We start from the raw sequence: 23109 nt of genomic DNA on the forward strand, positions 1-23109 counted from the left end.
CGTCGCTCCCGTGAGTACGAAAGCGCGCATTCTCGAAGTGGCCGCGGCCCTGGTCGCCGAGTCCCCGGACGGGGACGTCTCGACCCGGGCCGTGTGCGAGGCGGCGGGCGTCGGCGCACCCGCGCTCTACCGCCACTTCGGGGACAAGGAGGGCCTCCTGTCGGCGGTCGTCGACCACGGCTTCGGCAAGTACCTGGCGACCAAGCGCGAGCGCAGCCCCGGTACGGATCCCGTGCAGGACCTGCGGGACGGCTGGGACACCCACACCGACTTCGCCCTGCGCAACCCGAACCTCTACCGGCTGATGAACTCCCCGGCGATGCGCACCCCGCCGGCCGCCGCCCTGGAGGCCCACCGGATCCTCACCTCCGACCTCCAACGGGCCGCCGAGCAGGGCAAGTTGCGCCTGACGCCGGAGCTGGCGGCGCAGCTGGTGATGTCCGCCAACGTCGGGGTCGCCCTGATGCTGGTCTCCCGCCCGGCGACCTTCGACGACCCGACCATCTCGCGGCGCGTCCGCGACGCCGTCCACGCGGTGATCTTCACCCCGGAGGTGACGGCCGCGGGCGCCGCCTCCCCGGCCGGCGGAGGCGAGGTGGGTGTGCCCGCCACCGCGGCCTCGCTGGGCGCGCTGCTCCGCCGCTCCCCGAGCCCCGCGCTCACCCCCGCCGAGGGAACCCTGCTGACCGAATGGCTGGACAGACTCTCCAACGGGCCGCGGGAGTAGACCCCTTGTTCCGGGACCGCCGGGACCGCCGGGACCGCCGGTTGCGCCGCGATTGCCGGGAGCCCGCGGAGTCCCGAGCGAGCTCCCAGGGAGCCCCCAGGAAGTCCTCAGGCAGTCCCCAGGAAAGCTCCCGGGAGCGGCGCGACGTGGATCGTGTGTGAGCCGTGTGGGAGGCGTGTGATCCGGGACGCCGGTGTGTCCGCCGCGTGTTAGCCTCCCCCGCACGGTCAAGATCGGTCGCATGGCCCGGCCCGGGCACCCACGCCGACAGCGCGGGCGGCACGGGGACGGGATCGGGGGAAACAGATGGTCTCTTCGGACGGTTACCAGGTCAAGTCGGGCATGTCGGGCCCGGCCAAGGAGCTCGACGGCGCGGGCGACCAAGCGGGGAAGATCCGCACGGCCGTCACGCCGGCGATGTGCTACTCGGCGGACGCCCTGGGCGGTTCCGACGCCTCGACGGCGTTCAACTCGTTCGCCACCGCGTGGGAGGCGGAAGCCCACACGCTGGAGTCGGCGCTGCACGAGCTCGGCGACAAGGTGCGGCTCGCCAAAGGGGCCTACTCCGGCAGCGACTCCCTCGTCGAGACGCAGACCAACAGCGTCACCGTCGGCGAGAGCCGGCTCACCACCACGTCGACGAACGCCGGGCGCCCCTCGGCCCTGTCGAGCTACTGAGGGCTCCGACGATGACGGGATTTCTGCGGCCGGCGGACACTCCGGCCGGACGCCGCGCATGGCTGGCCGGACTCTGCGAGTCCATCCCCAGGGCCGGCAGCAAGAACGATCTGCTGGATCTGATCGACAGCGCCCTCTCCGTGTCCGCCCCGAAGGGCGACGTGGGGACGCTGGAGACGCTGAGCAAGCGCTACCGCGACCAGGTCGACAAGGCCGGGGACGTGTACGACCGGGTCGACAGGGTGTCCCGCAAGGGCCTGCCGGAGGTCTGGGTCGGCGACACGAGCGTCCTCGCCTCCGACGTGGTGGCCGCCGCCGCCCGCGCCGCGACACAGCTTGCCGAGGCGTTCCAGGGCGGCGCGCTGGTGCTGCTCACACTGGCCGACGCGGTCAAGGACGCACAGAAGCAGGACCACGACGGCCGCGGGAAGCTGCAGGACGCCAAGACCAAACTCGGCGGCAGGGACGGGTTCTTCGACGACCTGCACGAGAACGACGACGAGGAGAACGACCGGCTGACGGCCCGCTTCTTCGCCTCCGACGGGGTCGGGCTGATGCACGCGGCCGCCGTATCCGAGGAGGAGGCCGTCCGGATCGCGGCCCGGGACCTCAACAAGTGGACCTCCGAGGCCCGCGCCGGAAAGCTGGACACCAGTGAACTGACCGCCGTCGACCGGCTGATGCTCGCCGACACCAGCGCGGTGGACGGCGATCCCGAGATGAACGAGATCCTCTCGGCCGGCGACCTGGAGCGCGCCGCCCGGCGCATGGACGGGCTGAACCTCGACGACGAGGCGGCCATGGAACGGATGCTGTCGCACTCGGACAGCGCGCAGGAGCGGGCCTATCTGATGAAGGCCCTGGCCTCGGGCCACAGCGTCCAGGAGATCGAGGCGTTCCAGGGCAAGATCCACGGCAAGGACCCCGAATGGATGCGCCGGCACCTCACGCCGGTGGTCACCGAGGCGGACAGCCTCGACGACGAGGGCCTGGCCAAGGACGGCTCCAACAACAACAAGGACTACGTCACGTTCGACGGCCAGGCGTGGATCCAGGGCGGCAACGGCTCGGAGGGCACGTGTGTGGCCTCGTCCACCGTCACGGCCCGCGCCATCGTCGACCCGCTCTACGCCCTCGACCTCACCGGCGGCCCCAGCGGACAGGAGGACGATCCCAAGGCCTTCAGGGACCGTCTGGTGGCCGAGCAGCACCGGCTGCACACCGAGGGCGACGGCGGCAAGAACTGGGGCGGCATGGGCCAGGACGGCCAGGAACGCATCGCCGACTCCGCCATCGGCAGCGCCACGGGCAACGACTACCAGCGCCACGACCTGAACAACGCGGACGAGCGCAGGGCGGTGCTCACCGACGTCGAGAAGGCGGTCGCCGAGGGGCGCCCCGTGCCGGTCGACGTCTCGGGCAGCAACGGCGCCCACGCGATGACCATCATCGCCCAGGAGGGCGACATGCTGCAGGTCTACAACCCCTGGGGCACGACCACCTGGGTCAGCGAAGACGACTTCATCAACGGCAACATGGGTAAGGCATCCAGCAGTGATCTCCCCAATGCGTACCAGGTCTACGTCCCGCAGTAGCAGGGGCGGCGGCGCCGTCGCGGCGGCCGCGCTCCTCACGCTCGTCGCGGGCTGCGGGGGCGGCACGGACGAACCCACCAGCCACCCCGTCGCGGACAGCAGCATCACCGCCGGGGTCGGGGAGCGCTTCACGCTCGCCGTCAACGAGAACGCCTCCACCCGCGAGCACTGGTACCTGGCCGACCCGAAGCCCGACAGCTCGGTGGTCCGCAGCCGGGGCAACCGCTACGAGTCGGACTCCGACGAGCCGGCGCCCGGAAGCGGCGGTCACCTCGTCTTCACCTTCGAGGCCACCGGCAAGGGCAGCACCGAGATCGTGCTGCTGCACTGCACGTTCAACACCTGCAACGACAGCACCGCCTCCCCGACCGCGTCGGCGACGGACACCGCTTCCCCGACCGCAACGACCTCCGCGACGCCGTCGGCGAAGGCCACGCCCTCCTCGACCTCATCGGCGAAGGCCACGCCCTCCTCGTCCCCCGAGCCCGAGCGCGTCACCTACACCGTCACCGTCAGCTGAGACGAGACAACCGAGGCTCGCCATGAACCCCACTCCGCACCCCCCGGCCCGCACCGACGACGAACTGGCCCGGCTCGACGTCTCCGTCCTGCTGCGCTACGGCCTCACCGCACCCGCAGGCCCCCGGCGCACCGCGCTGTTCGGCGACGGCGTCGCGGGCGCCGCGGTGGTCCTCGACCGCCTCGGCACCCAGCCGCGCTCGGTCGCCTTCCTCGCCGACACCGTCCGCGCCGGCGGCCTCGGCTACGCGGCGGAGCTGCCCGAGCCGCTGCCGCGCCCCGAGGCGGCGGCCGTGGTCCGCGCGTGGCTGGAGGCGGCCACCGAGATCGTGGGCGGTGTCGCCGCCGACGACACCGCCGCCCGTTGGCTGCGCGCCGTCGCCAGTGTCATCGAGCTGCGGCAGCTGGAGAGAGCCCGCGGCTGACCGGGACCGTCACCGACGACCCCGGCTGACCGGGACGTCACGGACGGCCGAGGAAGACCGGGTTGGTGAACGCCGCCAGAGGGCCCGGGAGGCTCGGTACCTGCGCCGGGTGACGCACCTCGGCGCGGACGTACGACGCGTACGCCGCCGTCGTACGCCACTGGGCCGTGCCGGCGCCGGACGCGTCCACCGCCGGTGAGGTGAAGAGGACTCCCTGGTCGGTGACGAAGCGGAGGGTGCAGCCCGGGGCGCCCGTGACGGACAGGCTGACGGTCACCGGGGCATCCGCCGCCACCCGCAACCGCTCGCCGATGCCCGCGTGTTCGCCCTTCGGGCCGGCCGCCGAGAAGGTCAGCGACACGTCCTTGGACTCGGCCACGTACGAGTGGCCGGCCCGGATGCCGCCCTGGATGGCGTCCCGGGTCAGATCCTCGGCGAGGACCACGGTCTGCGGCGTGCCGACCGGGTCGGGGTCGCGGTGGGCGTCGCTGTTGCCCATGGCCGGGATCCAGTCCCGCCCCTCGCGCACGGACGCGACCAGCATGCCGTCCCAGTCGGCCAGCGCCACCTCGTCGTCCGGTGTGTAAGCGCCGTTCCACACCTCGACCGCGTCCGCCTCGCCGAAGCCGAACTTCCAGTTGCAGCCGATGCAGGTGGCGTGCGGATGGGCCGGGACCACCAGGCCGCCGGCCCCGCGGATCTGCCGGGCGTACTTGCCGAAGCGGTTGTCCCGGGCGCGGTAGCGCCAGTCGATGAACGTGCCGGGGTCGGTGCCGAGGGCCACCACATGGCCGTTGCGCGTGGTCACCTCCTCGCCGACCATGATCAGCAGGTCGTCGCCCGCCTGGTCCGCCCAGTGGGCGTGCGAGGAGTAGGTGTTGTGGTCCGAGGTGTTGATGAAGTCCAGGCCGGCGGCCCGGGCGAGGGCGGCGATCTCCGCCGGGGTGCGGCGGCCGTCCGAGTACCAGGAGTGCAGATGGCAGTCGCCGCGGTACCAGGCCCGCCCGCGGCCCTTGGCGCGGGACGGCGGGTACACCGGCCGCGGCGTCGCGCCCGGCTCGCCGTACGTGAGCGTGATGGTGACCTCGTACGACAGTCCCTGCGGCGCCACCGTGTACGGGCCGAGCGCGATGTGCCAGGTGCCCGGGCGGACCCGGCCCGGGATGTAGCCCGGCGTCGCCTCGTCGGCCCGGATGAAGAACTCCGTGCGGGCGCCGCCCGACCAGCCGCGGAAGCCCCGGCCGCCCAGCTCGGTGCCGTGTTCGTCGAAGACGCCGATGTCCAGGGCGTTGGCCATCGTCCCGGCCGGGACCGCCGGCTTGTCGTACGTGTAGGCGACCCTGATCTCCCGTACGCCGGCGGGCACTTCGACCGGCAGATAGACGAAGTCCGGTGAACCGGTGGGCAGGGTGCCGCGCACCGTTCGGGTCTCGGTTTCGCCGGCTGTACCGGCCGCGCTCGCGAAGGTCACGCTGCCCAACGTAAGCGCGGCGGCGGCTCCCGTCACGAGCAGGGCGCGTCTGCCGATCCCTTGGTCGTCCTCGCACATGCTGTTGCTCCCGGTGTGGTGAGTGACAGGGGTGGCGCGTACCAACTTGGTATTCAGCCGTGAACTCCCGTGCAAGGGAAGGGGATCCACAGCTTTCGACTTGGCGGCGCTGATGCTAGGAAGGGCTCATGCGGATCGCCACCACGATCTTCCTCACCGACGAGACCATCACCCCCGTGCGGCTCGCCCGGGAACTGGAACAGCGCGGTTTCGCCGGGCTGTTCCTGCCCGAGCACACCCACATCCCCGTGGAGCGCACCACCCCGAACCCCTCGGGCGGCCCGCTGCCGCGCGCGTACGGGCGCACCCTCGACCCCTTCGTCGCCCTCGCCCAGGCCGCCGCGGTGACGCGGAACCTGCGGCTCGGCACCGGCATCACGCTCATCGCCCAGCACGACCCCATCGGCCTCGCCAAGCAGATCGCGACGCTCGACCACCTCTCCGAAGGCCGCTTCACCCTCGGGATCGGGTTCGGCTGGAACGTGGAGGAGGCCGCCGACCACGGCGTCGACTGGCGTACACGGCGGGAACTGGGCCGGGACCGGATGGCGCTGATGCGGGCGCTGTGGGCCGCGGAGCCGACCGCCTACGACGGGGCGTTCGGGAGCGTCCGGGCCAGTCACGCCCATCCCAAACCCGCACAGAAGCCGCGCGGTCCCGTCGTCGGGCCGCGCACGCTCATCGGGGGCGCGGCCGGGCCGAAGCTCTTCGCGCACATCAGTGAGTACGCGGACGGGTGGATGCCCATCGGAGGGCGCGGGCTGAGCGAGTCGCTGCCCGTCCTGCGCGCCGTGTGGGCCGACGCCGGCCGGGACCCCGGCGCACTGCACGTCGTGCCGTCGGCCGTCCTGCCCACCCCGGGCAAACTCGCGCACTACGCGGAGCTGGGCATCGAGGAGGTCGTCCTGCAACTCCCGCCCGCCGGCGAGGCGGACGTCCTGCGGGTGCTCGACGAGTACGCCGCGTACACGCGGTGAGCGGCGGGTGCGGAAGGGGGGCGGCCGTGGACGCCAGGAGCGACGGACAGCGCACGAAGCGCCCCGTGCCGGCACTCCGGGAGGGCCCGTCCGGCGGCACGCACCGGGCCGCGCCCGTTTGGCCTGATCACGGCGATCGTATGCTCGAAGGATGACGACCTCCGAGACCTCCGGAACCGGGCCGACGGCGAACTCCATGCGGCGCGCGCTCAAACGCGCGCGGGACGGCGTCGCGCTCGACGTCAACGAGGCCGCCGTGCTGCTCCAGGCGCGCGGCGCGGATCTGGACGACCTCGCCGCGTCCGCCGCCCGGGTGCGCGACGCCGGGCTCGCGACGGCGGGCCGCCCCGGCGTCATCACGTACTCGAAGAGCGTCTTCATCCCGCTCACCCGGCTGTGCCGGGACAAGTGCCACTACTGCACCTTCGTCACCGTGCCGGGCAAGCTGCGCCGGGCCGGCCACGGGATGTTCATGTCCCCGGACGAGGTGCTGGACATCGCCCGCCGGGGGGCCGAACTCGGCTGCAAGGAAGCGCTGATCACCCTCGGCGACAAGCCGGAGGACCGGTGGCCCGAGGCCCGCGAGTGGCTGGACGCGCACGGATACGACGACACGATCGCGTACGTACGGGCCATCTCGATCCGCATCCTGGAGGAGACGGGCCTGCTGCCGCACCTCAACCCCGGGGTGATGTCGTGGACCGACTTCCAGCGGCTGAAGCCGGTCGCGCCGTCGATGGGCATGATGCTGGAGACGACCGCGACCCGGCTGTGGAGCGAGCCCGGCGGCCCGCACCACGGGTCGCCCGACAAGGAGCCCGCCGTACGGCTGCGGGTCCTGGAGGACGCGGGCCGCTCCTCCGTCCCCTTCACCAGCGGACTGCTCATCGGCATCGGCGAGACGTACGAGGAGCGGGCGGAGTCCCTCTTCGCGCTGCGCCGGATCTCCCGGGCCTACCACGGCATCCAGGAGCTGATCATCCAGAACTTCCGCGCCAAGCCGGACACGGCGATGCGCGGGATGCCGGACGCGGAGCTGGACGAACTGGTCGCCACGGTCGCGGTGGCGCGGCACATCATGGGGCCGGGCGGCTGCCTCCAGGCGCCGCCCAACCTGGTGGACGCCGAGTACGGGCGGCTGATCGGCGCCGGCATCGACGACTGGGGCGGGGTGTCCCCGCTGACCATCGACCATGTGAACCCGGAGCGGCCGTGGCCGGGAATCGACCTGCTGCGCGAGCACTCCGCGCAGGCCGGCTTCGAGCTGCGCGAACGCCTCTGTGTCTACCCGGAGTTCGTGCAGCGCGGCGAGCCCTGGCTGGACCCGCGGCTGCTGCCGCACGTCCGGGCGCTGGCGGACCCGGAGACGGGCCTCGCCCGCGAGGACGCGGTCGTCGAGGGGCATCCGTGGCAGGAGCCCGAGGAGGCGTTCACCTCGTCCGGTCGCACGGACCTGCACCGCACCATCGACACCGAGGGGCGCACCGGCGACCGTCGGGAGGACTTCGACCTCGTCTACGGCGACTGGGGCGCGCTGCGGGAGGCGGCGGCTCCCGGGATGGTGCCCTCGCGCATCGACACGGACGTCCGGCAGGCGCTGGCGACGGCCGCCGACGACCCGACCCGGCTCACCGACGACGAGGCGCTCGCCCTGCTGCACGCGGACGGGCCGGCCCTGGACGCCCTGTGCCGCATCGCGGACGACGTCCGCAGGTCGGTGAACGGCGACGACGTCACGTACATCGTCACCCGGAACATCAACTTCACCAACGTCTGCTACACCGGCTGCCGGTTCTGCGCCTTCGCCCAGCGCCGTACGGACGCCGACGCGTACACCCTCTCCCTCGACCAGGTCGCCGACCGAGCCCAGCAGGCCTGGGAGGTCGGTGCGGTCGAGGTCTGCATGCAGGGCGGCATCCACCCCGACCTGCCCGGCACCGCGTACTTCGACATCGCGAAGGCGGTGAAGGAGCGCGTCCCGGGGATGCACGTCCACGCCTTCTCTCCGATGGAGGTGGTGAACGGCGCCACGCGCACCGGCCTGTCGATCCGCGAATGGCTGACGGCCGCGAAGGAGGCGGGCCTCGACTCGATCCCCGGCACGGCCGCCGAGATCCTCGACGACGAGGTCCGCTGGATCCTGACCAAGGGCAAGCTGCCCACGGCCACCTGGATCGAAGTGATCACCACCGCGCACGAACTGGGCATCCGCTCGTCCTCGACCATGATGTACGGCCACGTCGACCAGCCCCGCCACTGGCTCGGCCACTTCCGCACGCTGTCCCGCATCCAGCAGCAGACCGGCGGCTTCACGGAGTTCGTGACCCTCCCCTTCATCCACACCAACGCCCCGGTGTACCTGGCGGGCATCGCCCGGCCCGGCCCCACCGTCCGCGACAACCGCGCGGTCACCGCCATGGCCCGGCTGCTCCTGCACCCCCACATCCCCAACATCCAGACCAGCTGGGTCAAGCTCGGCTCGGAGGGCGCCGCCGAAATGCTCCGCTCCGGCGCCAACGACCTCGGCGGCACCCTGATGGAAGAGACCATCTCCCGCATGGCCGGCTCCAGTTACGGCTCCTACAAGTCCGTCAAGGACCTGATCGCCGTCGCCGAAACCGCAGGACGCCCGGCGAAGCCCCGCACCACCCTGTACGGCGAGGTCCCGGAGGAACGCCGGAGTGCGGCTGCGGCGTCGGACGGTCATCTGCCGGAGTTGTTGCCGGTGTTGGACTGAACCAAAACCGGTTCGGTGATGTCAGCGGCCCCTGCTAACTTCTTGAAGCTCGTGTGATCCACGAGCTTCAAAAAGCCATCAGGGAGGGCCATTTGGCCAGGTTCGCGATGTCCAACGGCGTCAGACGACTGGCGGTGGGTTGCTCAGTTGCGGCAGTCGTGACGGTCACGTCCGGCACGGCGCACGCTGTGGACAATCTGCCGCCGAAGCAGCCGCTCGTCCAGGATCTGGCATCGGGGGGCAGGCCGTGCGGCACGGGTGACGACAAGGCGTACGTTTCGGAGCCGCCCACGCTCAGCGCGGTGTTGTACGACCCGGAGGAGGACAACCAGCCGTCTGAGGCCAACAGGGTCTCGGGCGAGTTCGAGGCCTGGTGGGCGGACTCGGCCGGGGTCGAACAGCGCCGTACGTACACCACCGTTGCGTCCTGGTCGGGGACGAGTCAGCAGTGGCAGATGCCGGAGGACATACCGGCGAACACCGTCGTCTCGTGGCACATTCGCGCGAACGATGGCAAGGCGACCTCGGCCTGGAGCTCCGAGGGCGAGGGCGCCGTCTGCGAGTTCGTGTACGACGACGTGAGCCCGGAGAAGGCGGTCGTCACCTCGACCGACTACCCGGAGGGGCAGCTTCACGACGGAGTCGGCGTCTATGGCAGCTTCACCCTGGACTCCCCGTCGCCGGACGTCGTGGCGTACCGCTACGAATTCACCGGCGTTCCCCCGGCGACCGCGAGGCCGGACGAGATGGGCGGGCCCGCGACCATCCGCTACTTGCCGCTCAGGGAACGCCCGGACTCCCTCAGCATCACTGCGATCGACCGGTCGGGGCGCGGCAGTGAGACCACTACGTACCGCTTCATGGTCGAGGAAGGCCGTGCACCCGCCGCCCACTGGAAGCTCGCCGACGCCGCCGGCTCCACCAACGCGGACGCCGAGACGGGAACCGACGCCCGTGCCGGCTCCGGGGTGACCTTCGCGGGCGCCGCGCCGGACGGCACCGACCTCGCGGCCACGGCCCGTTTCGACGGGAGTGACCAGGCGTTCCTGACGCCCGACACCCCGGCCGTGGACACCGACGGGACCTTCGCCGTCAGCGCGTGGGTGCGCCCGGACCGCACCGACCGCGACATGACGGTGGTGAGCCAGGGCGCTGGCACCACGGGCGTGACGCTCGGGCTGCGCACCCGGGACACGAGCCCGGTCTGGTCGTTCACCGTCGCTGGTCAGGAGGTCTCGGGCGGGGCCCCGGAGACCGGTGAATGGGCCCACGTCCTGGGTCTGTACGACGCCGAGACCGGCCTCGCGCAGCTCTACGTCAACGGACACGAGACCGGTACGAAGACGGAGGCGGCGCCTGCCGCCACCTCCGACGCCTTCCGGATCGGCCAGGGCGCGGGGGCTTCGGCCTGGGACGGCGACATCGGCGACGTCCGCGCCTACGACCGGGTCGTGGTGCCGACTGAAATCACCGCACTCGCCTACCAGCGGGGGCACTCGCTCGCTCGCTGGTCCCTGGAGACGGCGTCGGACGGAACCAGTCCTGAGCAGGGCGGCGGAGCGCCGCTGAAGCTAGGCGGCGGCGCATCCATCTACCGCATTCCGGACGGCTCCTGCGACCCGAACCTTGACCCGGACTGCCCCTACCAGCCCGAGCCGCTGCTCGGCGACGGCCACCTCCAGCTGGACGGCGAGACGGGATACGCGGCCACGGAGCAGCCGGCCGTGGACACCTCGGACAGCTTCACGATCGGTGTCGTCGTACGGCTGGCGGACTCGGAACCGGACCACCCGATGACCGTGCTGTCGCAGGCAGGCGAGCACACGGACGCCTTCAAGGTTCGTTACGAACCGTCCGAGCACGCCTGGCAGTTGGTCATGCCGGAGAAGGACGAGGCCGGCGCCCCCGAGACGGTGGTGGCCCAGACGGAGATGGCGGGCGGCGGGCAGGGACCGGGCAGCCGGATCGCGGTCGTGTACGACGATGCCACCGACAAGATCCAGCTCTACGTGAACAGCTCCACCAACGCGGGAGCGACCGCGCACTTCCCGAACGGCTGGCACAGCTCCGGCCCGCTTCAGGTGGGGCGGGCTCAGGTCGGCAACGGCTGGGGCGAGTACCTGCACGGTGACGTCGACGAGGTCCAGGCGTTCCACGGGGCCTTGAGGGCATCGGACATCTCCTTCCTGGGCACGGGCGTCCCCTTCCTGGAGTAGGGCACAGTCCTTTGCCCGTGCTGAACCCCGACCGCTCGCCTGTACCGCTGCACACAGCGGTACAGGCGAGCGTCGTTCAGGCGCTGTCCGTCCGGCTGCTCGCGGCCTTCGCCGGGAACGGCAGATGGATCACCACCAGCACGATGCCGGCGAGGGTGATGACGCGGGTGGCGGCGTCGAGGCCGTTCCAGGTTTTGGACTGCCACATGGCGAACCACTCGCCGCCGACGCCGATGAAGCCGGCGCCGAAGAGGAGCAGGACCATCAGCAGGCCGTAGGTGGAGATGCGGCGGGCGTGGGCGTGGTCGCTGCGTATCCACAGGTAGGTGGCGGCGAGGAGGACGAGGGCGGCGAGGGTCTCCCAGACGATGATGGCGATGTACGCGGTGTCCTGCCAGGCGGTGGACGTGATGGCCCGCCACATCAGGTCGTCGTCCTTGAACGTCGTGTCCATCGCGAGGACATGGCGGACGAACTGCTGGTTGGTGCCGAAGTCGGTGATGTTCCCGAAGGCGACGAGGGTGATGTAGAGCGCGACGGTGGCGGTGAGAAGGGCGGCGGCAAGCGGGAGTGCGCCTGGGGCGCGAGGGGTTCGTGTGGCGACCATGGTCCAACTATGTCGCCGGGGGCGGGGTGACTCCCAGGTGTTTTTAGGCGCGTTGGGCGAGACTGGTTGCCGGCCCGACCGGGGGAGGGGTGTGCACATGGCGCGGGCACGGCCGTCGAGGCAGTCCACGCAGTCGATGCAGGACATCATTCAGGGGCGCAGGCGGCGGGGGTTCGTCGGGCGGCAGGTCGAGCGTGCCGCCTTCCGGGAGAATCTGGACGTGGCGCCCGGGGACGAACGGCATCGGTTCCTGTTCCATGTCCACGGGAACGCGGGCGTCGGAAAGACCTTCCTGGTAAGGGAGTTGGAGCAACTCGCCCGGGAGCGCGGCGCACTGACCGCGTACGTCGACGAGGGTGCGGGCAGCGTGCCCGAGGCGCTGGCGGTGATCTGCGAGCGGTTCGCCCGGCAGGGGCACCGGTTCAAGGACCTGGAACGGCTGCTGGCCACCCATCGCGAGCGGCGTCACGAGGCGGAGACGGCCGTGGTGGCGCGGGACGAGGTGCCGGCGACCTCACCGTCGGCGGCGAGCCTGGCCGCCGCGCGGGCCGGACTGGTGGGCCTCGGTCTGGTGCCCGGCGTCGGCGCGTTCGCGGGAGCCGTCGATCCGGCCCAACTCGCCCAGCGCGCGGACCGGTTGCGGGCGGGGTTCGGAACCCGGCTGCGCAACCAGGAGGACCTGCAGCTGGTGCTCTCCCCGGAGCGCGTACTGACGCCCGTCCTGCTCGCCGAGTTGGCCGGGGCCGCCGCCGAAGTCCCCTGGATCGTGCTGCTCTTCGACACCTACGAGCGCACCGGGCTCTTCCTCGACGGCTGGCTGCACGACGCGATGACCACGGACCGGTACGGCGTCCTGCCCGCGAACGTCGTGGTCGTCACCGCGGGACAGCACCCTTTCGACACCCTCCGCTGGGGCGGCTTCGCCGACTGGGTGCGGGACGTGCCGCTGGACCCCTTCACGGAGACGGAGGCGCGGGGACTGCTCGCGGACCGGGGAGTGGTCTCGGCGCCGGTCGTGGCGGAGGTGCTCCGGCTCACCGGAGGGCTGCCGGTGCTGGTCTCCACGCTCGCCGAGACACGGCCGGCCGATCCGGGTGACGTGGGCGATCCCAGCGCGACCGCCGTGGAACGGTTCCTGAAGTGGGAGCAGGACCCGGTGCGCAGGGCCGCCGCCCTTGCCTGTGCCTTCCCGCGCCGGCTCGACGCGGATGTCTTCCGGGCCGCCGTGGACTGCCCCGACGAGGACGCCGACGCGCTGTTCGACTGGCTGCGGGGGCGGCCGTTCGTCAGCGACCGCGGCGACCGGATCCAGTACCACGAGGTCGTACGGGCCCCGATGCTGCGCTTGCAGCGGCACCGCTCCCCGCGCGGCTGGGCCGAGCGGCACGGGCGCCTCGCGGAGACCTTCGCGGGCTGGCGCGCGGATGCCGAAGAGGCATGTGTGGCAAGGGAGTTGTGGGCTGACGAGCGGTGGCGGGAGCTGCGTCTCGCGGAGTCCTACCACCGGCTGTGCGCACAGCCTGGGACCGTGCTGCCCGAGGTGCTGCGGGACTTCGTCGACGCCTGCGACCAGGGGGAGGCCGTCGCCCTGCGCTGGGCCGGTGCCCTGCTGGACGCGGGGCGGGACGCGGGCGCGCAGGACGCGGCGCGGTGGGGGTTCGAGCTGGGGCAGGGGCTCGCCGAGCACGGGACGGCCGCGGCGCTCGGACTCCTGCTGAACGGTTCCCCGCCCGACAACCGGGCCTCGGAGCACCAGGTCTCCAGCGCCACGGAGGACTCCGATCGCGACCTCTCGCCGGACCCCGCCGGCCTCGACGAACCGGCGCGGGCCCTCGCCCACACGGTCAGGGGCGGCGCCCTGCACCGGGCCGGCTCCTACGAGGCGGCGCTGGCGCAGTACGAGGCTGCCGTCGGCCTCGACCCCGGGCTGGCCCGCGCCTACCGGGGCCGGGCCACGAGCCGCGGCGAACTGGGCGACTACGAAGGCGCGATCGGTGACCTGGACCGGGCGGTCGCCCTGGCGCCGGACGACGGCCGGGCCTTCTCGCTGCGCGGCGAGTTCCAGCGCATCCTGCGGAACCACGACGCCGCGATCCAGGACCTGGACCGGGGGATCGCCCTCGATCCGGCGCAGGCCTTCGCCTGGGCCTCCCGGGGCGCGACGCGGCTCAGCCGTGGTGAGCTCGACGCGGCCCTCGTGGATCTGGACCGGGCGCTCGAACTCGATCCGGGGTACGGGTGGGCGCTGGCCCGCCGGGCCCGGGTGTGGCGGACGCGCGGCGACCAGGTGCGCCGGTTCGCCGACCTCGACCGGGCGGTCGCCCTGCAGCCCGACTGGGCCTGGGGGGCGTGCGAGCGCGGGGACGCCCTGCGTTCGGCGGGCCGCCACGAGGAGGCGCTGGCCGACTACGACAGGGCCCTCGCGCTCGACAGCGGGTACGCGTCGGCGTACGCGAGCCGGGGCGTCTCCCGGGCCGCCCTCGGCCGCCACGAGGAGGCCCTCGCCGATCTGGACCGGGCGCTGGAGCTCAGGCCGGGGTACGCGTGGGCGCTGGAGCAACGGGCGGCGATCCGGGAGCGGTTCGCGGGTGACGGCGGGGGGTGACACCCGGGGCGGGGCTCGGGCGTCACCCGCGAAGGGGGCGCGGCGGCGGTGATGATGCCCGGGAGCCGGGAGCCGGGAGCCGGGAGCCGGGGGCCCGGGGCCGGGAGACCGTGGTGTCCGGGCGTGCCATGTGGCCTGGCACGCCCGGTGGTTCACCTCGGGGATGAGCCCGGAGGCCTCAGTGGGCGAACTCCTGCCCGAAGTAGGCCCCGTTCTCCGGCGCCCCGAGCGAACTCGGTCCGAACGAGGCCAAGTTGGTGGTCGTCAGACCGGACGTGGAGCCGCGGAACACCCACACCGCGCCCGAGTCGACGTACGTACCGTCCTCCTGCGGGGCGCCCAAGACCAGGTCGGCGCGGTTGTTGGCGTTGACGTCCGCGAGCAGCACCCCGCCGCCGAAGTTGTCGTTCGCCTCGGAGGCGCCCGGGACACCGGACGTGGACTGGTTGAAGGCCTGGGCGCCGGAGCCGGTGAGACCGGAGGCCCCGCCCTTCAGCAGCACCACCGAGCCCGCGTCACGCACGGAGCCGATGTCCTCGCCGGGCACGCCGACCGCGATGTCGGGGTAGCCGTCGCCGGTCACGTCACCCGCGGCCAGCGAGTAGCCGAACTGGTCGCCGTAGCCCACGCTGTTGTCGCCCGCCTCGTCCACACCGGGGACGCCCGCCGTGTCCTGGGTGATCTTCGCGGTGCGGGTGGAGGGGCCGGCCGAGGAGCCGTAGACGACACGGACCGCGCCCGCGTCGTACTGCATCGTCTCCGAGACCTGGCCGACCTGACGGGCTATGAAGTCGCCGTAGCCGTCCTTGTTCACGTCGGCGACGACCCCGCCGACCGTGTAGTAGCCGGTGCTCTTGGGGGTCTTGTCGAGGCCCGTCGACGTGCCCTTGTAGTAGGCGGACTGGTACTGCATCTCCTCGAAGCCGTGGGTGATGACGACGTCGTCCTTGCCGTCCCCGTTCATGTCGCCCACGGCGAAGTCCGAGGCTCCGTCCTCGTCGTCGAAGGTGAGGGTGTCGGTGGAGACGGGGACCCCGGCGCGGGTGAGCGGGCCGAAGCGGACCTGAAGGCCCCCGTCGTGGTTGACGAGGAGGTCGGCGTGCCCGTCGCCGTTGATGTCGCCGGCACCCACCTGGTAGGCGCCCGGGAGCTTGGTGGGGTCGACGAGGCCGTCCGCGGAGCCCCACAGCACCACCGGGTCGTTCCAGTCGCCGACGACGAGGTCGGTGCGGCCGTCCCCGTCGAGGTCGCGGGCGGCCGTTCTGGTCCCGAACAGACCCCACTCGTGCACGTCACCGGGCACACCCTCGGTGGCGCGGGAGATCAGCTGTGGGTGCGCGGTGTCGACGCCCGCAGCGGAGCCGTACGCCACCGAGATGTATCCCGCGGCCAGGACGTCCGACACGGTGCCGCGCGGCGCGCTGATGGCGAGGTCGGCGTAACCGTCGCCGTTGAAGTCGACCACGGGGGTCTTCGGGGCGGCCGCCGCGGGGCCCGCGGAGAGGGTCACCGGGGCGGACAGCAGGGCGGCGAGGGCCACGCACCGCGCGACGGTGCGACGGCTCTTGGGGTGAGGCACGAGGGCTCCAGAAGTTGGGTGCGGGTACGTCGGTCGTTCACCTTGACCCGCGGACGGGGGAAACGGTTGTGGCGACGGAGGCGGCAAGAACTGGCGGCCGGGGCGGCGGGACCGGGCAACGGTTGTGGCGGGCGGGCGGCAAGAAGTGGCGGCCGGGGCGGCGAGAACGGGGAGGCCAAGGGTGGAGAAGCGGGGGATCGGTGTCCAAAAGCGACCAGTCGGGCCACATTTCGCATTCCGAGACGGGCCCTGAACCGACCGTTCCCGTTCGATTACAGTGCTGAACGATGCGGACCGGAGGAGGGCGTGGTGGGTGCGACATCCGGTGCCGTCTGGGGCCGCAGCGAGCAGCAGGACTTCCGCAGCAGGGTGCGCGGAACCCTGCTGGGGGCGGCCGTCGGTGACGCCCTGGGCGCGCCGCTCGACGGGCTCACCCTGGAGGAGATCCGGGAGACGCACGGCGCGGCCGGCCTCACCGACCTCACCTTCGGGCACGGCAGACGCGGCGCCGTCACCCACCTCACCCAGCTGACGCTGTTCACGCTGGACGGGCTGATACGCGCCCAGGTGCGCCGCGACACCGGCGCCTGGCACCCGCCCACCGATCTGCACCGGGCCTATCGCCGGTGGGCCGCCACCCAGAGCGACTGGGGGCCCGACGAACGCCGCAAGGACGACGGCTGGCTGGCCCGCGAGGAGTGGCTGTACGCCCGGCGCGATCCGGCGCGTGCCTGTCTGCTCGGCTTCGGCGACGAGACCATGGGCACACTGGACGCGCCCAAGAATCCCGGTGAGCTCGGTGCCGAGGCCGCCGCGCGCTCGGCACCCTTCGGGCTGCTGGTCGGCTGGGAGCCGCAGCTCGTGATGCAGCTCGCCGTGGAGTGCGCCGCGCAGACGCACGGGCACCCGCTCGCCTACCTGTCGGCGGGGGCGTACGCCGTCGTCGTGCATGCGCTGGCGCGCGGCGAGAGCCTCGACGCGGCCGTGCAGCGGGCCCTGGCGCTGCTCGCCGCGCGCCCGGGGCAGCAGCCCGTCACCGACGCCCTCCAGCACGCCCTGGGGGCCGTACGGCAGGGGATGCCGACCCCGTACCGGGTCGAGGAGCTGGCCGGCGAGGGTACGGCGGAGGGGGTGCTGGCGGTGGCCGTGTACTGCGCGCTGGTCGGGGAGGACATCCGCCAGGGGCTCTGCCTCGCGGTGAACCACGGAGGGCCCTCGGGAGCCGCGGGGGCACTCACCGGGGGCCTGCTCGGCGCCCTGCACGGCGAGACGGCCCTGCCGCCGGCCTGGCTGGCCGAGCTGGAGGGCCGTCCCTCGATGCTGGTCCTCGCGGACGACTTCGCGATGGAGATGACCCAGGGGCCCGCACTGCACGGGCCCGCCGGGTCGTCACCGGGATGGCTCGCCCGGTATCCGCGGGCCTGACCGGGGCCGGCTCCGCGCACACCCGGGCGGGGTCAGTCCTTGACGGTGGTGCCCACCACCCCGTCCGCCGCCTCTGCCGGGGCCGGGATCGCGACGGACGCCGCGCCCGAACCGTCGTCGTCGGTGTTGATCATCTCGATGATGGCGTCGCGCTCCGGGGTGGCCTCGGGCTTCAGGAAGCCGATGAGGATGTAGAGGACGAGGGAGACCGCCATGGGCAGCGCGACCTGGTACTCCAGCTTCACGTCGGTGCGCTGCGAGAAGTCCAGGTTGTAGTTGATGAAGAAGAAGGCCAGCAGACCCAGGGCCCAGCTGGTGAGGGCCGCGGTCGGTCCGGACTTACGGAACGGCCGCAGCAGACCCAGGATGAACGGGATCGCGATCGGGCCCATCAGACCGGCCACCCACTTGATGACGACCGTGATGATGTCCTTGAACGTCGGCGAGTTGACCTGGGTGGCCACGGCCATGGAGAGGGCGAGGAAGCCGACGGTAGTGATCCGGCCGGCGATCAGCCCGGCCCGGTTGTCCCAGGCCCGCGCGGCCTTCGAGAGCACCGGCATGATGTCCCGCGTGAAGACGGCCGAGATGGCGTTGGCGTCCGAGGAGCACATGGCCATCGTGTGCGAGAAGAAGCCGACGACCACCAGGCCCAGCAGACCGTGCGGCAGCAGCTGCTCGGTCATCAGCCCGTACGCGTCGGACCCGTCCGGCTTCTTGGCCGTCACGAGCAGCGGCGCCAGCCACATCGGGATGAAGAGGATGAGCGGCCACACGAACCACAGCCCGGCCGACAGCATCGCCGACCGCGAGGCCTGCTTGGCACTGCCCGTCGCCATGTAGCGCTGGGCCTGGTTCCACATGCCGCCGTTGTACTCGAAGAGCTTGATGAACAGATACGCGATGAAGAACACCGTCATGTACGGGCCGGCGAAACCGTCCGCGTGACCGTGCAGCTTCGGCGAGTCCAGGGCCTTGGACAGACCGCCCTGGTCGGAGATCTTGTTCAGCGCGATGATCAGCATCGAGACGCCGGCCAGCAGCTGGATGACGAACTGGCCGAGTTCGGTCAGCGCGTCGGCCCAGAGGCCGCCGATCGTGCAGTACACCGCCGTGATGCCGCCGGTGATGAGGATGCCCTGGGTGAGCGTGACGCCCGTGAAGACGCTGAGCAGCGTGGCGATGGCGGCCCACTTGGCACCGACGTCGACGATCTTCAGCAGGATTCCGGACCAGGCGAGCGCCTGCTGGGTGGGGAGGTTGTAGCGGTCCTTCAGATATTCCAGCGGCGAGGCGACGTGCAGCCGCGAGCGCAGCCGGTTGAGCCGAGGCGCGAAGGCCTTGGCGCCGATCGCGATGCCGATGGCGATGGGAAGTGCCCAGGTGACGTACGAGGTGATGCCGTAGGTGTACGCGATGCCGGCGTAGCCGGTGAACATCACCGCGCTGTAGCCCGACATGTGGTGCGAGATGCCGGACAGCCACCAGGGCATCTTGCCGCCCGCGGTGAAGAAGTCGCTGACATCTTCCACACGCTTGTGGGACCAGATGCCGATCGCGGTCATCACACCGAAGTACGCGACCAGGACGGCCCAGTCGAGACCGTTCATGTGCCCCCTCCAGGGGTCCGCCTTGTGAACCTGCATATACCGGACGGCACTTCGTCAGTACGTGCATGGGCGGCGCCCCCGTGCGGGAGCGGGGACTTCGGGGATTGAACCGCTGTTTCGGCCAACCGGTCAAGGCCTTACATGGTCATGGATGTGAACCGGGATCAGAAAGCCGAACGATTTTACTTGCTCTTGACCCGTACGGCGGTTGTCGTGCTCGTGACGCGGAACACACGATGAGCGGGCACTTCGTCAGACAGACACCGACAGGACGACGGGCGTACGGGATGCGGGTCCCGTACGACTGAGAGAAGGAGGCGGCCGCTGCCTTGTCTACCGCATGAGTTCGCCGGCGTTCACGAGCAGGGACTGCCCGGTGATCGCCCGGGCCCGGTCGGACGCCAGGAACACCGCGGCGTCCGCCACATCCCCGTCCGTGGCCAGCTCCGGCAGCGCCATCCGCTCGGTGAGCCGCCGCAGCACCTCCGCCTCCGGTACGCCCTCGGTGTGCGCGGTGAACTGCACATACGCCTCGACCGGCGGGCCCCACATCCAGCCCGGCAGCACCGTGTTGACCCGTATCCGGTGCGGGCCGAGCTCGCGGGCCATCGAGTACATCGCACTCGTCAGCGCACCCTTCGAGGCCGCGTACGCCGCCTGCCACACCTGTGAGGGGGCGGCCACCGACGACTGCGTCCCGATGATGACGACCGAGCCGCCGTCCGCCTTCAGGGCCGGCAGGCAGGCCCGGGTCATCCGCAGGGTGCCGAGCAGGTTCACGTCGATGACCGACTGCCAGGTGGCGAAATCGGCGTCCTCCAGGCCGCCGAAGTAGCTGTCCCAGGCGGCGACGTGCACCACCGCGTCGATCCGCCCGAACCGTTCCCGCGCCAGCGCCGCGAGCGCCTCGCACTGCCCCTCGTCGGTGATGTCCGTCGGCCGGTACGCCGTGTGCGCGCCGTCCGGATCAAGTTCGGCGGCGGACTTCGCGAGGTTCGCCTCCGTGCGCGCCCCGAGCACCGCGTTGCCGCCGTCGCGCACGACGGCCGCCGCGACCTGATGACCGAGCCCGGCGCCGACTCCCGAGACGACGACGGTCTTCCCTGCGAGCAGCGACATGACAGGCCTTCCTGGGTCTGGCGCAATATCTGACGGGGCGTCAGAGTATGGGCGTCCGGCGGAAGAGGGAAGGGGATCGTCATGTCCGAGGAGACGCGCAGTGAGGTGTACGCGGAACTGGCCGCCGTCGGCCCGTACGGCGTCCGCCCGGGCCACGCCCTGATCACCATGGTCGAGCCGCACCCCGGCCACGAGCACGCGTACAACCGTTGGTACGAGGACGATCACTACTTCGCGGGCGCGATGGCGATGCCGTGGATGTACGCCGGCCGCCGCTGGGTCGCCACCCGTGACCTCCAACTCCTGCGCCGGCCCGAGAAGTCGGCGGTTGCCCAGCCCGTCACCGCCGGGTGCTACCTCTCCACGTACTGGGTCACCGAGGGCCGCTACGACGACCACATGAAGTGGACCGTCGGCATCAACAAGCGGCTGAACCGCGACGGCCGGGTCTACCAGGACCGCACCCACGTCTTCACCGCGTTCCAGGACCACGAGGCGACCGTGTACCGGGACGGGGCCGCCGGGCCCCGTGACTTCCACGCTCTCGACCACCCGTACGCGGGTCTGGTGCTGGAGGTCATCGACGCCGAATCCGCCGAGCAGCGTGCCGAGTTGCTGGAATGGCTGCGCGCCCGCCATCTCCCGAAGCGGCTGGCCGGCTCACCCGCGGCCCTCGTCACGATCTTCCGCCCGACCCCCCTGCCCGGGGACCGCATGACCTATGTGAAGCAGGTCGAGGGGGTGGACACCCGGCTGACCCTGCTGTGGTTCCTGGAGGCGGACCCGAGGGAGTGCTGGGAGGAGCACTTCACCGGCCTCGACGAGGCGGTACGGGAAACGGGCCTGGGCAAGGTCGAGTTGGTGGCCCCCTTCATCCCCACGATCCCGGGAACGGACCGGTATGTGGACCGCCTGCGCTGACGGCGGGAGAGCTGACCAACGGTGACCTGATCAACGGTGGCCTGATCAACGGTGCCCTACGCGAGTGAGCCGACGGGGCGCGCCGGTGTCGAGGGACCGAGCGCGCGGAGACCCCGACGAAGGAGGGGGTGAGCACGGTCGGTCCCTCGACACCGGCTTTGTCGCCCCGGAGGCGAACCGAGCTCAAAAAGCACAGCCCCGGAGGCGAACCGAGCCAAAAAAACACAGCCCCCTCGGCTAGGACGGCGGGCCAGACGAGAGGGCTCTGTCAGTGGTGCGTATGCAGTTGGTCGGTGCGGTTGTTGGACAGGAAGGCATCAGGCGAGGTTGAAAGACCCCCGACTCACCTCGGCCACGAAGGCGTTCCACGAGTTCGCGGGGAACGCCAGCGTCGGTCCTTCGGGGACCTTGGAGTCCCGCACGGCCATCGCCGCGAGAACCGGGGACTTGACCTCGACACATGCGCCGTTGCCGGTGGAATACGAGGACTTCGTCCAAGTGTCCGTGGCGCCTTGCTGGATAGCCATTTTTACTCCGGTAGCCAGTCGTTGAGTTGCTGTCACCGCACTGCGGGGTCGTTCCGGAACCCGCTGTTCGGATTGCGCCAACGTTGTTGCTCGGTGGCGTGATCGACGCTACTCGCCAACATCGACGGGCGAAGAGACTATTCACTCGACTGGATGGCATATTCCAGTGGGGTCTTCCGCCCCGGCCGGGCGAAGGTGTAGTGTCCGCGCTTTCTCGCCGGGGCGGCCGTTCAGGGCGTGTCCGGGCCCTTCGGCGCACGGCTCAGCGCGCGTAATCCTTCGCGATGTCGGCGATGAACTGACGCGACTGGTCGACGTTCAGGGCCTGCGCCCGCAGGTGCTCGTACATCACGCTGTACTTCTGGACGTCGTTCGCCTTCTCCAGGTAGAGGTCGCTGGTGACGCCCTCGATGTAGACGACGCTCGAGTCCGCCGCGTCCGGGAACTCCAGGATCGCGTACTGCCCGTTGAGTCCCGGATGCGCGCCCATGTCGAAGGGGATCACCTGCACGGTGACGTGCGGCAGCTGGGACTGTTCGACGAGGTGCTCCAACTGGTCGCGCATCAGCGAGCGGTTGCCGACGACCCGGCGAAGCGCGGACTCGTCGAGGACGGTCCACAGCCGGAGCGGGTTCTCGGGGGCGGAGATTCGTTCCTGCCTGCGCAGGCGTACCTGGACGCGCTTGTCGATGTCGCCGGGCGCGGTCTCCGGCAGGGCGCCCGCGATCAGCGCCTCGGCGTACGGCCGGGTCTGGAGCAGGCCGGGGACGACCTGGGGATCGTAGACCCGCAGGGACGCGGCGTCGGTCTCCAGTCCGATGTAGACGCTGTACGGGATGTCGCCGAAGGAATGCCACCAGCCCTGCTGGCGGGAGTCCTTGGCCATCTGCATCAGCGAGTCGACGATCCGGTGGTCCTCGACCTCGTAGACCCCGCAGAGATCGCGGACGTCGCGCTGGCTGATGCTGCGCCGCCCGTTCTCCAGGCGGCTGATCTTCGACTGCGAGACCAGCAGCCGTTCGGCGACCTCTTCGGCCGTCATGCCCTTGAGCTCGCGGAGCCGGCGCAGTTCCTGGCCCAGTCGGCGCCGTCGGACGGTGGGATTGACATTGGACGCCACGGGACGTGCACCTCCGGCTGCGGGCCTCTACTTTGCGTATCTGCTGTTGAGCAGACTGCCACCAAGGTGCTTTCTACCGCTGGGAAACAGCGGATATGCGCTGCGTACACGCCAGTTCGGCGGTTCGGTGGGCAGTGGCGGCGGAGTGATCCCACGAGCGACGCCCCGACGGG

Annotated in this window: 18 protein-coding genes; 11 read left to right on the top strand and 7 right to left on the bottom strand. The window is 71.3% G+C overall.

The genetic code is table 11. The features are described from left to right. Window positions 1-10 precede the first annotated feature (10 nt). From ACFWM2_RS12980 to ACFWM2_RS13000, 5 genes are all read left to right on the top strand, one after another. On the top strand, window positions 11-727 hold the full coding sequence (locus ACFWM2_RS12980; protein ID WP_383277335.1) for a TetR/AcrR family transcriptional regulator: 717 nt from the start codon (window positions 11-13) through the stop codon (window positions 725-727). 306 nt (window positions 728-1033) lie between these two features. Beyond that, complete coding sequence (locus ACFWM2_RS12985) at window positions 1034-1405, top strand: hypothetical protein (RefSeq protein ID WP_383277338.1); 372 nt, start codon at window positions 1034-1036, stop codon at window positions 1403-1405. Between the two features lie 11 nt (window positions 1406-1416). Then, window positions 1417-3000, top strand: coding sequence for a peptidoglycan-binding protein (locus ACFWM2_RS12990; protein ID WP_383277340.1), 1584 nt, complete (start codon window positions 1417-1419; stop codon window positions 2998-3000). After that, a complete protein-coding gene (locus ACFWM2_RS12995) occupies window positions 2972-3520 on the top strand; it encodes a protease inhibitor I42 family protein (RefSeq protein ID WP_383277343.1) in 549 nt (182 codons plus the stop codon). The genes ACFWM2_RS12990 and ACFWM2_RS12995 overlap by 29 nt, the downstream gene beginning before the upstream one ends. Before the next feature lie 22 nt (window positions 3521-3542). Beyond that, entirely contained in the window at window positions 3543-3944 is a 402-nt protein-coding gene (locus ACFWM2_RS13000) for a hypothetical protein (RefSeq protein ID WP_383277346.1), read from the top strand. Between the two features lie 37 nt (window positions 3945-3981). Here the strand turns inward: ACFWM2_RS13000 and ACFWM2_RS13005 are convergent, their stop codons facing one another. Next, entirely contained in the window at window positions 3982-5493 is a 1512-nt protein-coding gene (locus tag ACFWM2_RS13005; RefSeq protein ID WP_383277349.1) for a CehA/McbA family metallohydrolase, read from the bottom strand. A 128-nt stretch (window positions 5494-5621) separates the two neighbouring features. Here ACFWM2_RS13005 and ACFWM2_RS13010 point away from each other — a divergent pair, with 128 nt between their 5' ends. From ACFWM2_RS13010 to ACFWM2_RS13020, 3 genes are all read left to right on the top strand, one after another. Beyond that, window positions 5622-6470: a TIGR03619 family F420-dependent LLM class oxidoreductase gene (locus ACFWM2_RS13010; RefSeq protein ID WP_383277352.1), complete on the top strand. Its 849-nt coding sequence runs from the start codon at window positions 5622-5624 to the stop codon at window positions 6468-6470. Window positions 6471-6621: 151 nt separating this feature from the next. Continuing rightward, complete coding sequence (locus ACFWM2_RS13015; protein WP_383277355.1) at window positions 6622-9207, top strand: bifunctional FO biosynthesis protein CofGH; 2586 nt, start codon at window positions 6622-6624, stop codon at window positions 9205-9207. A gap of 107 nt (window positions 9208-9314) precedes the next feature. Continuing rightward, window positions 9315-11423, top strand: a complete 2109-nt coding sequence (locus ACFWM2_RS13020; RefSeq protein WP_383278306.1) for a LamG-like jellyroll fold domain-containing protein — start codon at window positions 9315-9317, stop codon at window positions 11421-11423. 76 nt (window positions 11424-11499) lie between these two features. Here the strand turns inward: ACFWM2_RS13020 and ACFWM2_RS13025 are convergent, their stop codons facing one another. Further along, the gene (locus ACFWM2_RS13025; RefSeq protein WP_383277358.1) at window positions 11500-12030 is read right to left on the bottom strand and encodes a DUF2165 domain-containing protein; all 531 of its coding nucleotides are present in this window, start codon (window positions 12028-12030) and stop codon (window positions 11500-11502) included. Between the two features lie 97 nt (window positions 12031-12127). Between ACFWM2_RS13025 and ACFWM2_RS13030 the strand changes: the two genes are divergently transcribed. Next, the gene (locus ACFWM2_RS13030) at window positions 12128-14635 is read left to right on the top strand and encodes a tetratricopeptide repeat protein (protein ID WP_383277361.1); all 2508 of its coding nucleotides are present in this window, start codon (window positions 12128-12130) and stop codon (window positions 14633-14635) included. Window positions 14636-14813: 178 nt separating this feature from the next. Here the strand turns inward: ACFWM2_RS13030 and ACFWM2_RS13035 are convergent, their stop codons facing one another. Next, window positions 14814-16214 carry an FG-GAP-like repeat-containing protein gene (locus ACFWM2_RS13035; RefSeq protein ID WP_383277364.1) on the bottom strand — a complete coding sequence of 467 codons (1401 nt, stop codon included), beginning with the start codon at window positions 16212-16214 and terminating at the stop codon, window positions 14814-14816. Window positions 16215-16523: 309 nt separating this feature from the next. Here ACFWM2_RS13035 and ACFWM2_RS13040 point away from each other — a divergent pair, with 309 nt between their 5' ends. Next, window positions 16524-17639, top strand: a complete 1116-nt coding sequence (locus ACFWM2_RS13040) for an ADP-ribosylglycohydrolase family protein (RefSeq protein ID WP_383277366.1) — start codon at window positions 16524-16526, stop codon at window positions 17637-17639. 32 nt (window positions 17640-17671) lie between these two features. Here the strand turns inward: ACFWM2_RS13040 and ACFWM2_RS13045 are convergent, their stop codons facing one another. Both ACFWM2_RS13045 and ACFWM2_RS13050 read right to left on the bottom strand, forming a co-directional pair. Further along, the gene (locus ACFWM2_RS13045; protein WP_383277369.1) at window positions 17672-19249 is read right to left on the bottom strand and encodes a sodium:solute symporter family protein; all 1578 of its coding nucleotides are present in this window, start codon (window positions 19247-19249) and stop codon (window positions 17672-17674) included. A 333-nt stretch (window positions 19250-19582) separates the two neighbouring features. Beyond that, entirely contained in the window at window positions 19583-20368 is a 786-nt protein-coding gene (locus ACFWM2_RS13050; protein WP_383277372.1) for an SDR family oxidoreductase, read from the bottom strand. A gap of 81 nt (window positions 20369-20449) precedes the next feature. On the opposite strand from ACFWM2_RS13050, the gene ACFWM2_RS13055 reads away from it, so the two are divergent. After that, on the top strand, window positions 20450-21289 hold the full coding sequence (locus tag ACFWM2_RS13055) for a hypothetical protein (protein WP_383277375.1): 840 nt from the start codon (window positions 20450-20452) through the stop codon (window positions 21287-21289). 317 nt (window positions 21290-21606) lie between these two features. Here ACFWM2_RS13055 and ACFWM2_RS13060 read toward each other — a convergent pair whose 3' ends face one another. Then, a complete protein-coding gene (locus tag ACFWM2_RS13060; protein WP_383277377.1) occupies window positions 21607-21816 on the bottom strand; it encodes a DUF397 domain-containing protein in 210 nt (69 codons plus the stop codon). Window positions 21817-22078: 262 nt separating this feature from the next. Beyond that, window positions 22079-22936 carry a helix-turn-helix domain-containing protein gene (locus tag ACFWM2_RS13065; protein ID WP_383277380.1) on the bottom strand — a complete coding sequence of 286 codons (858 nt, stop codon included), beginning with the start codon at window positions 22934-22936 and terminating at the stop codon, window positions 22079-22081. Between the last annotated feature and the right edge of the window lie 173 nt (window positions 22937-23109).

Source organism: Streptomyces sp. NPDC058371, assembly GCF_042723265.1.
Taxonomy (GTDB): Bacteria; Actinomycetota; Actinomycetes; order Streptomycetales; family Streptomycetaceae; genus Streptomyces.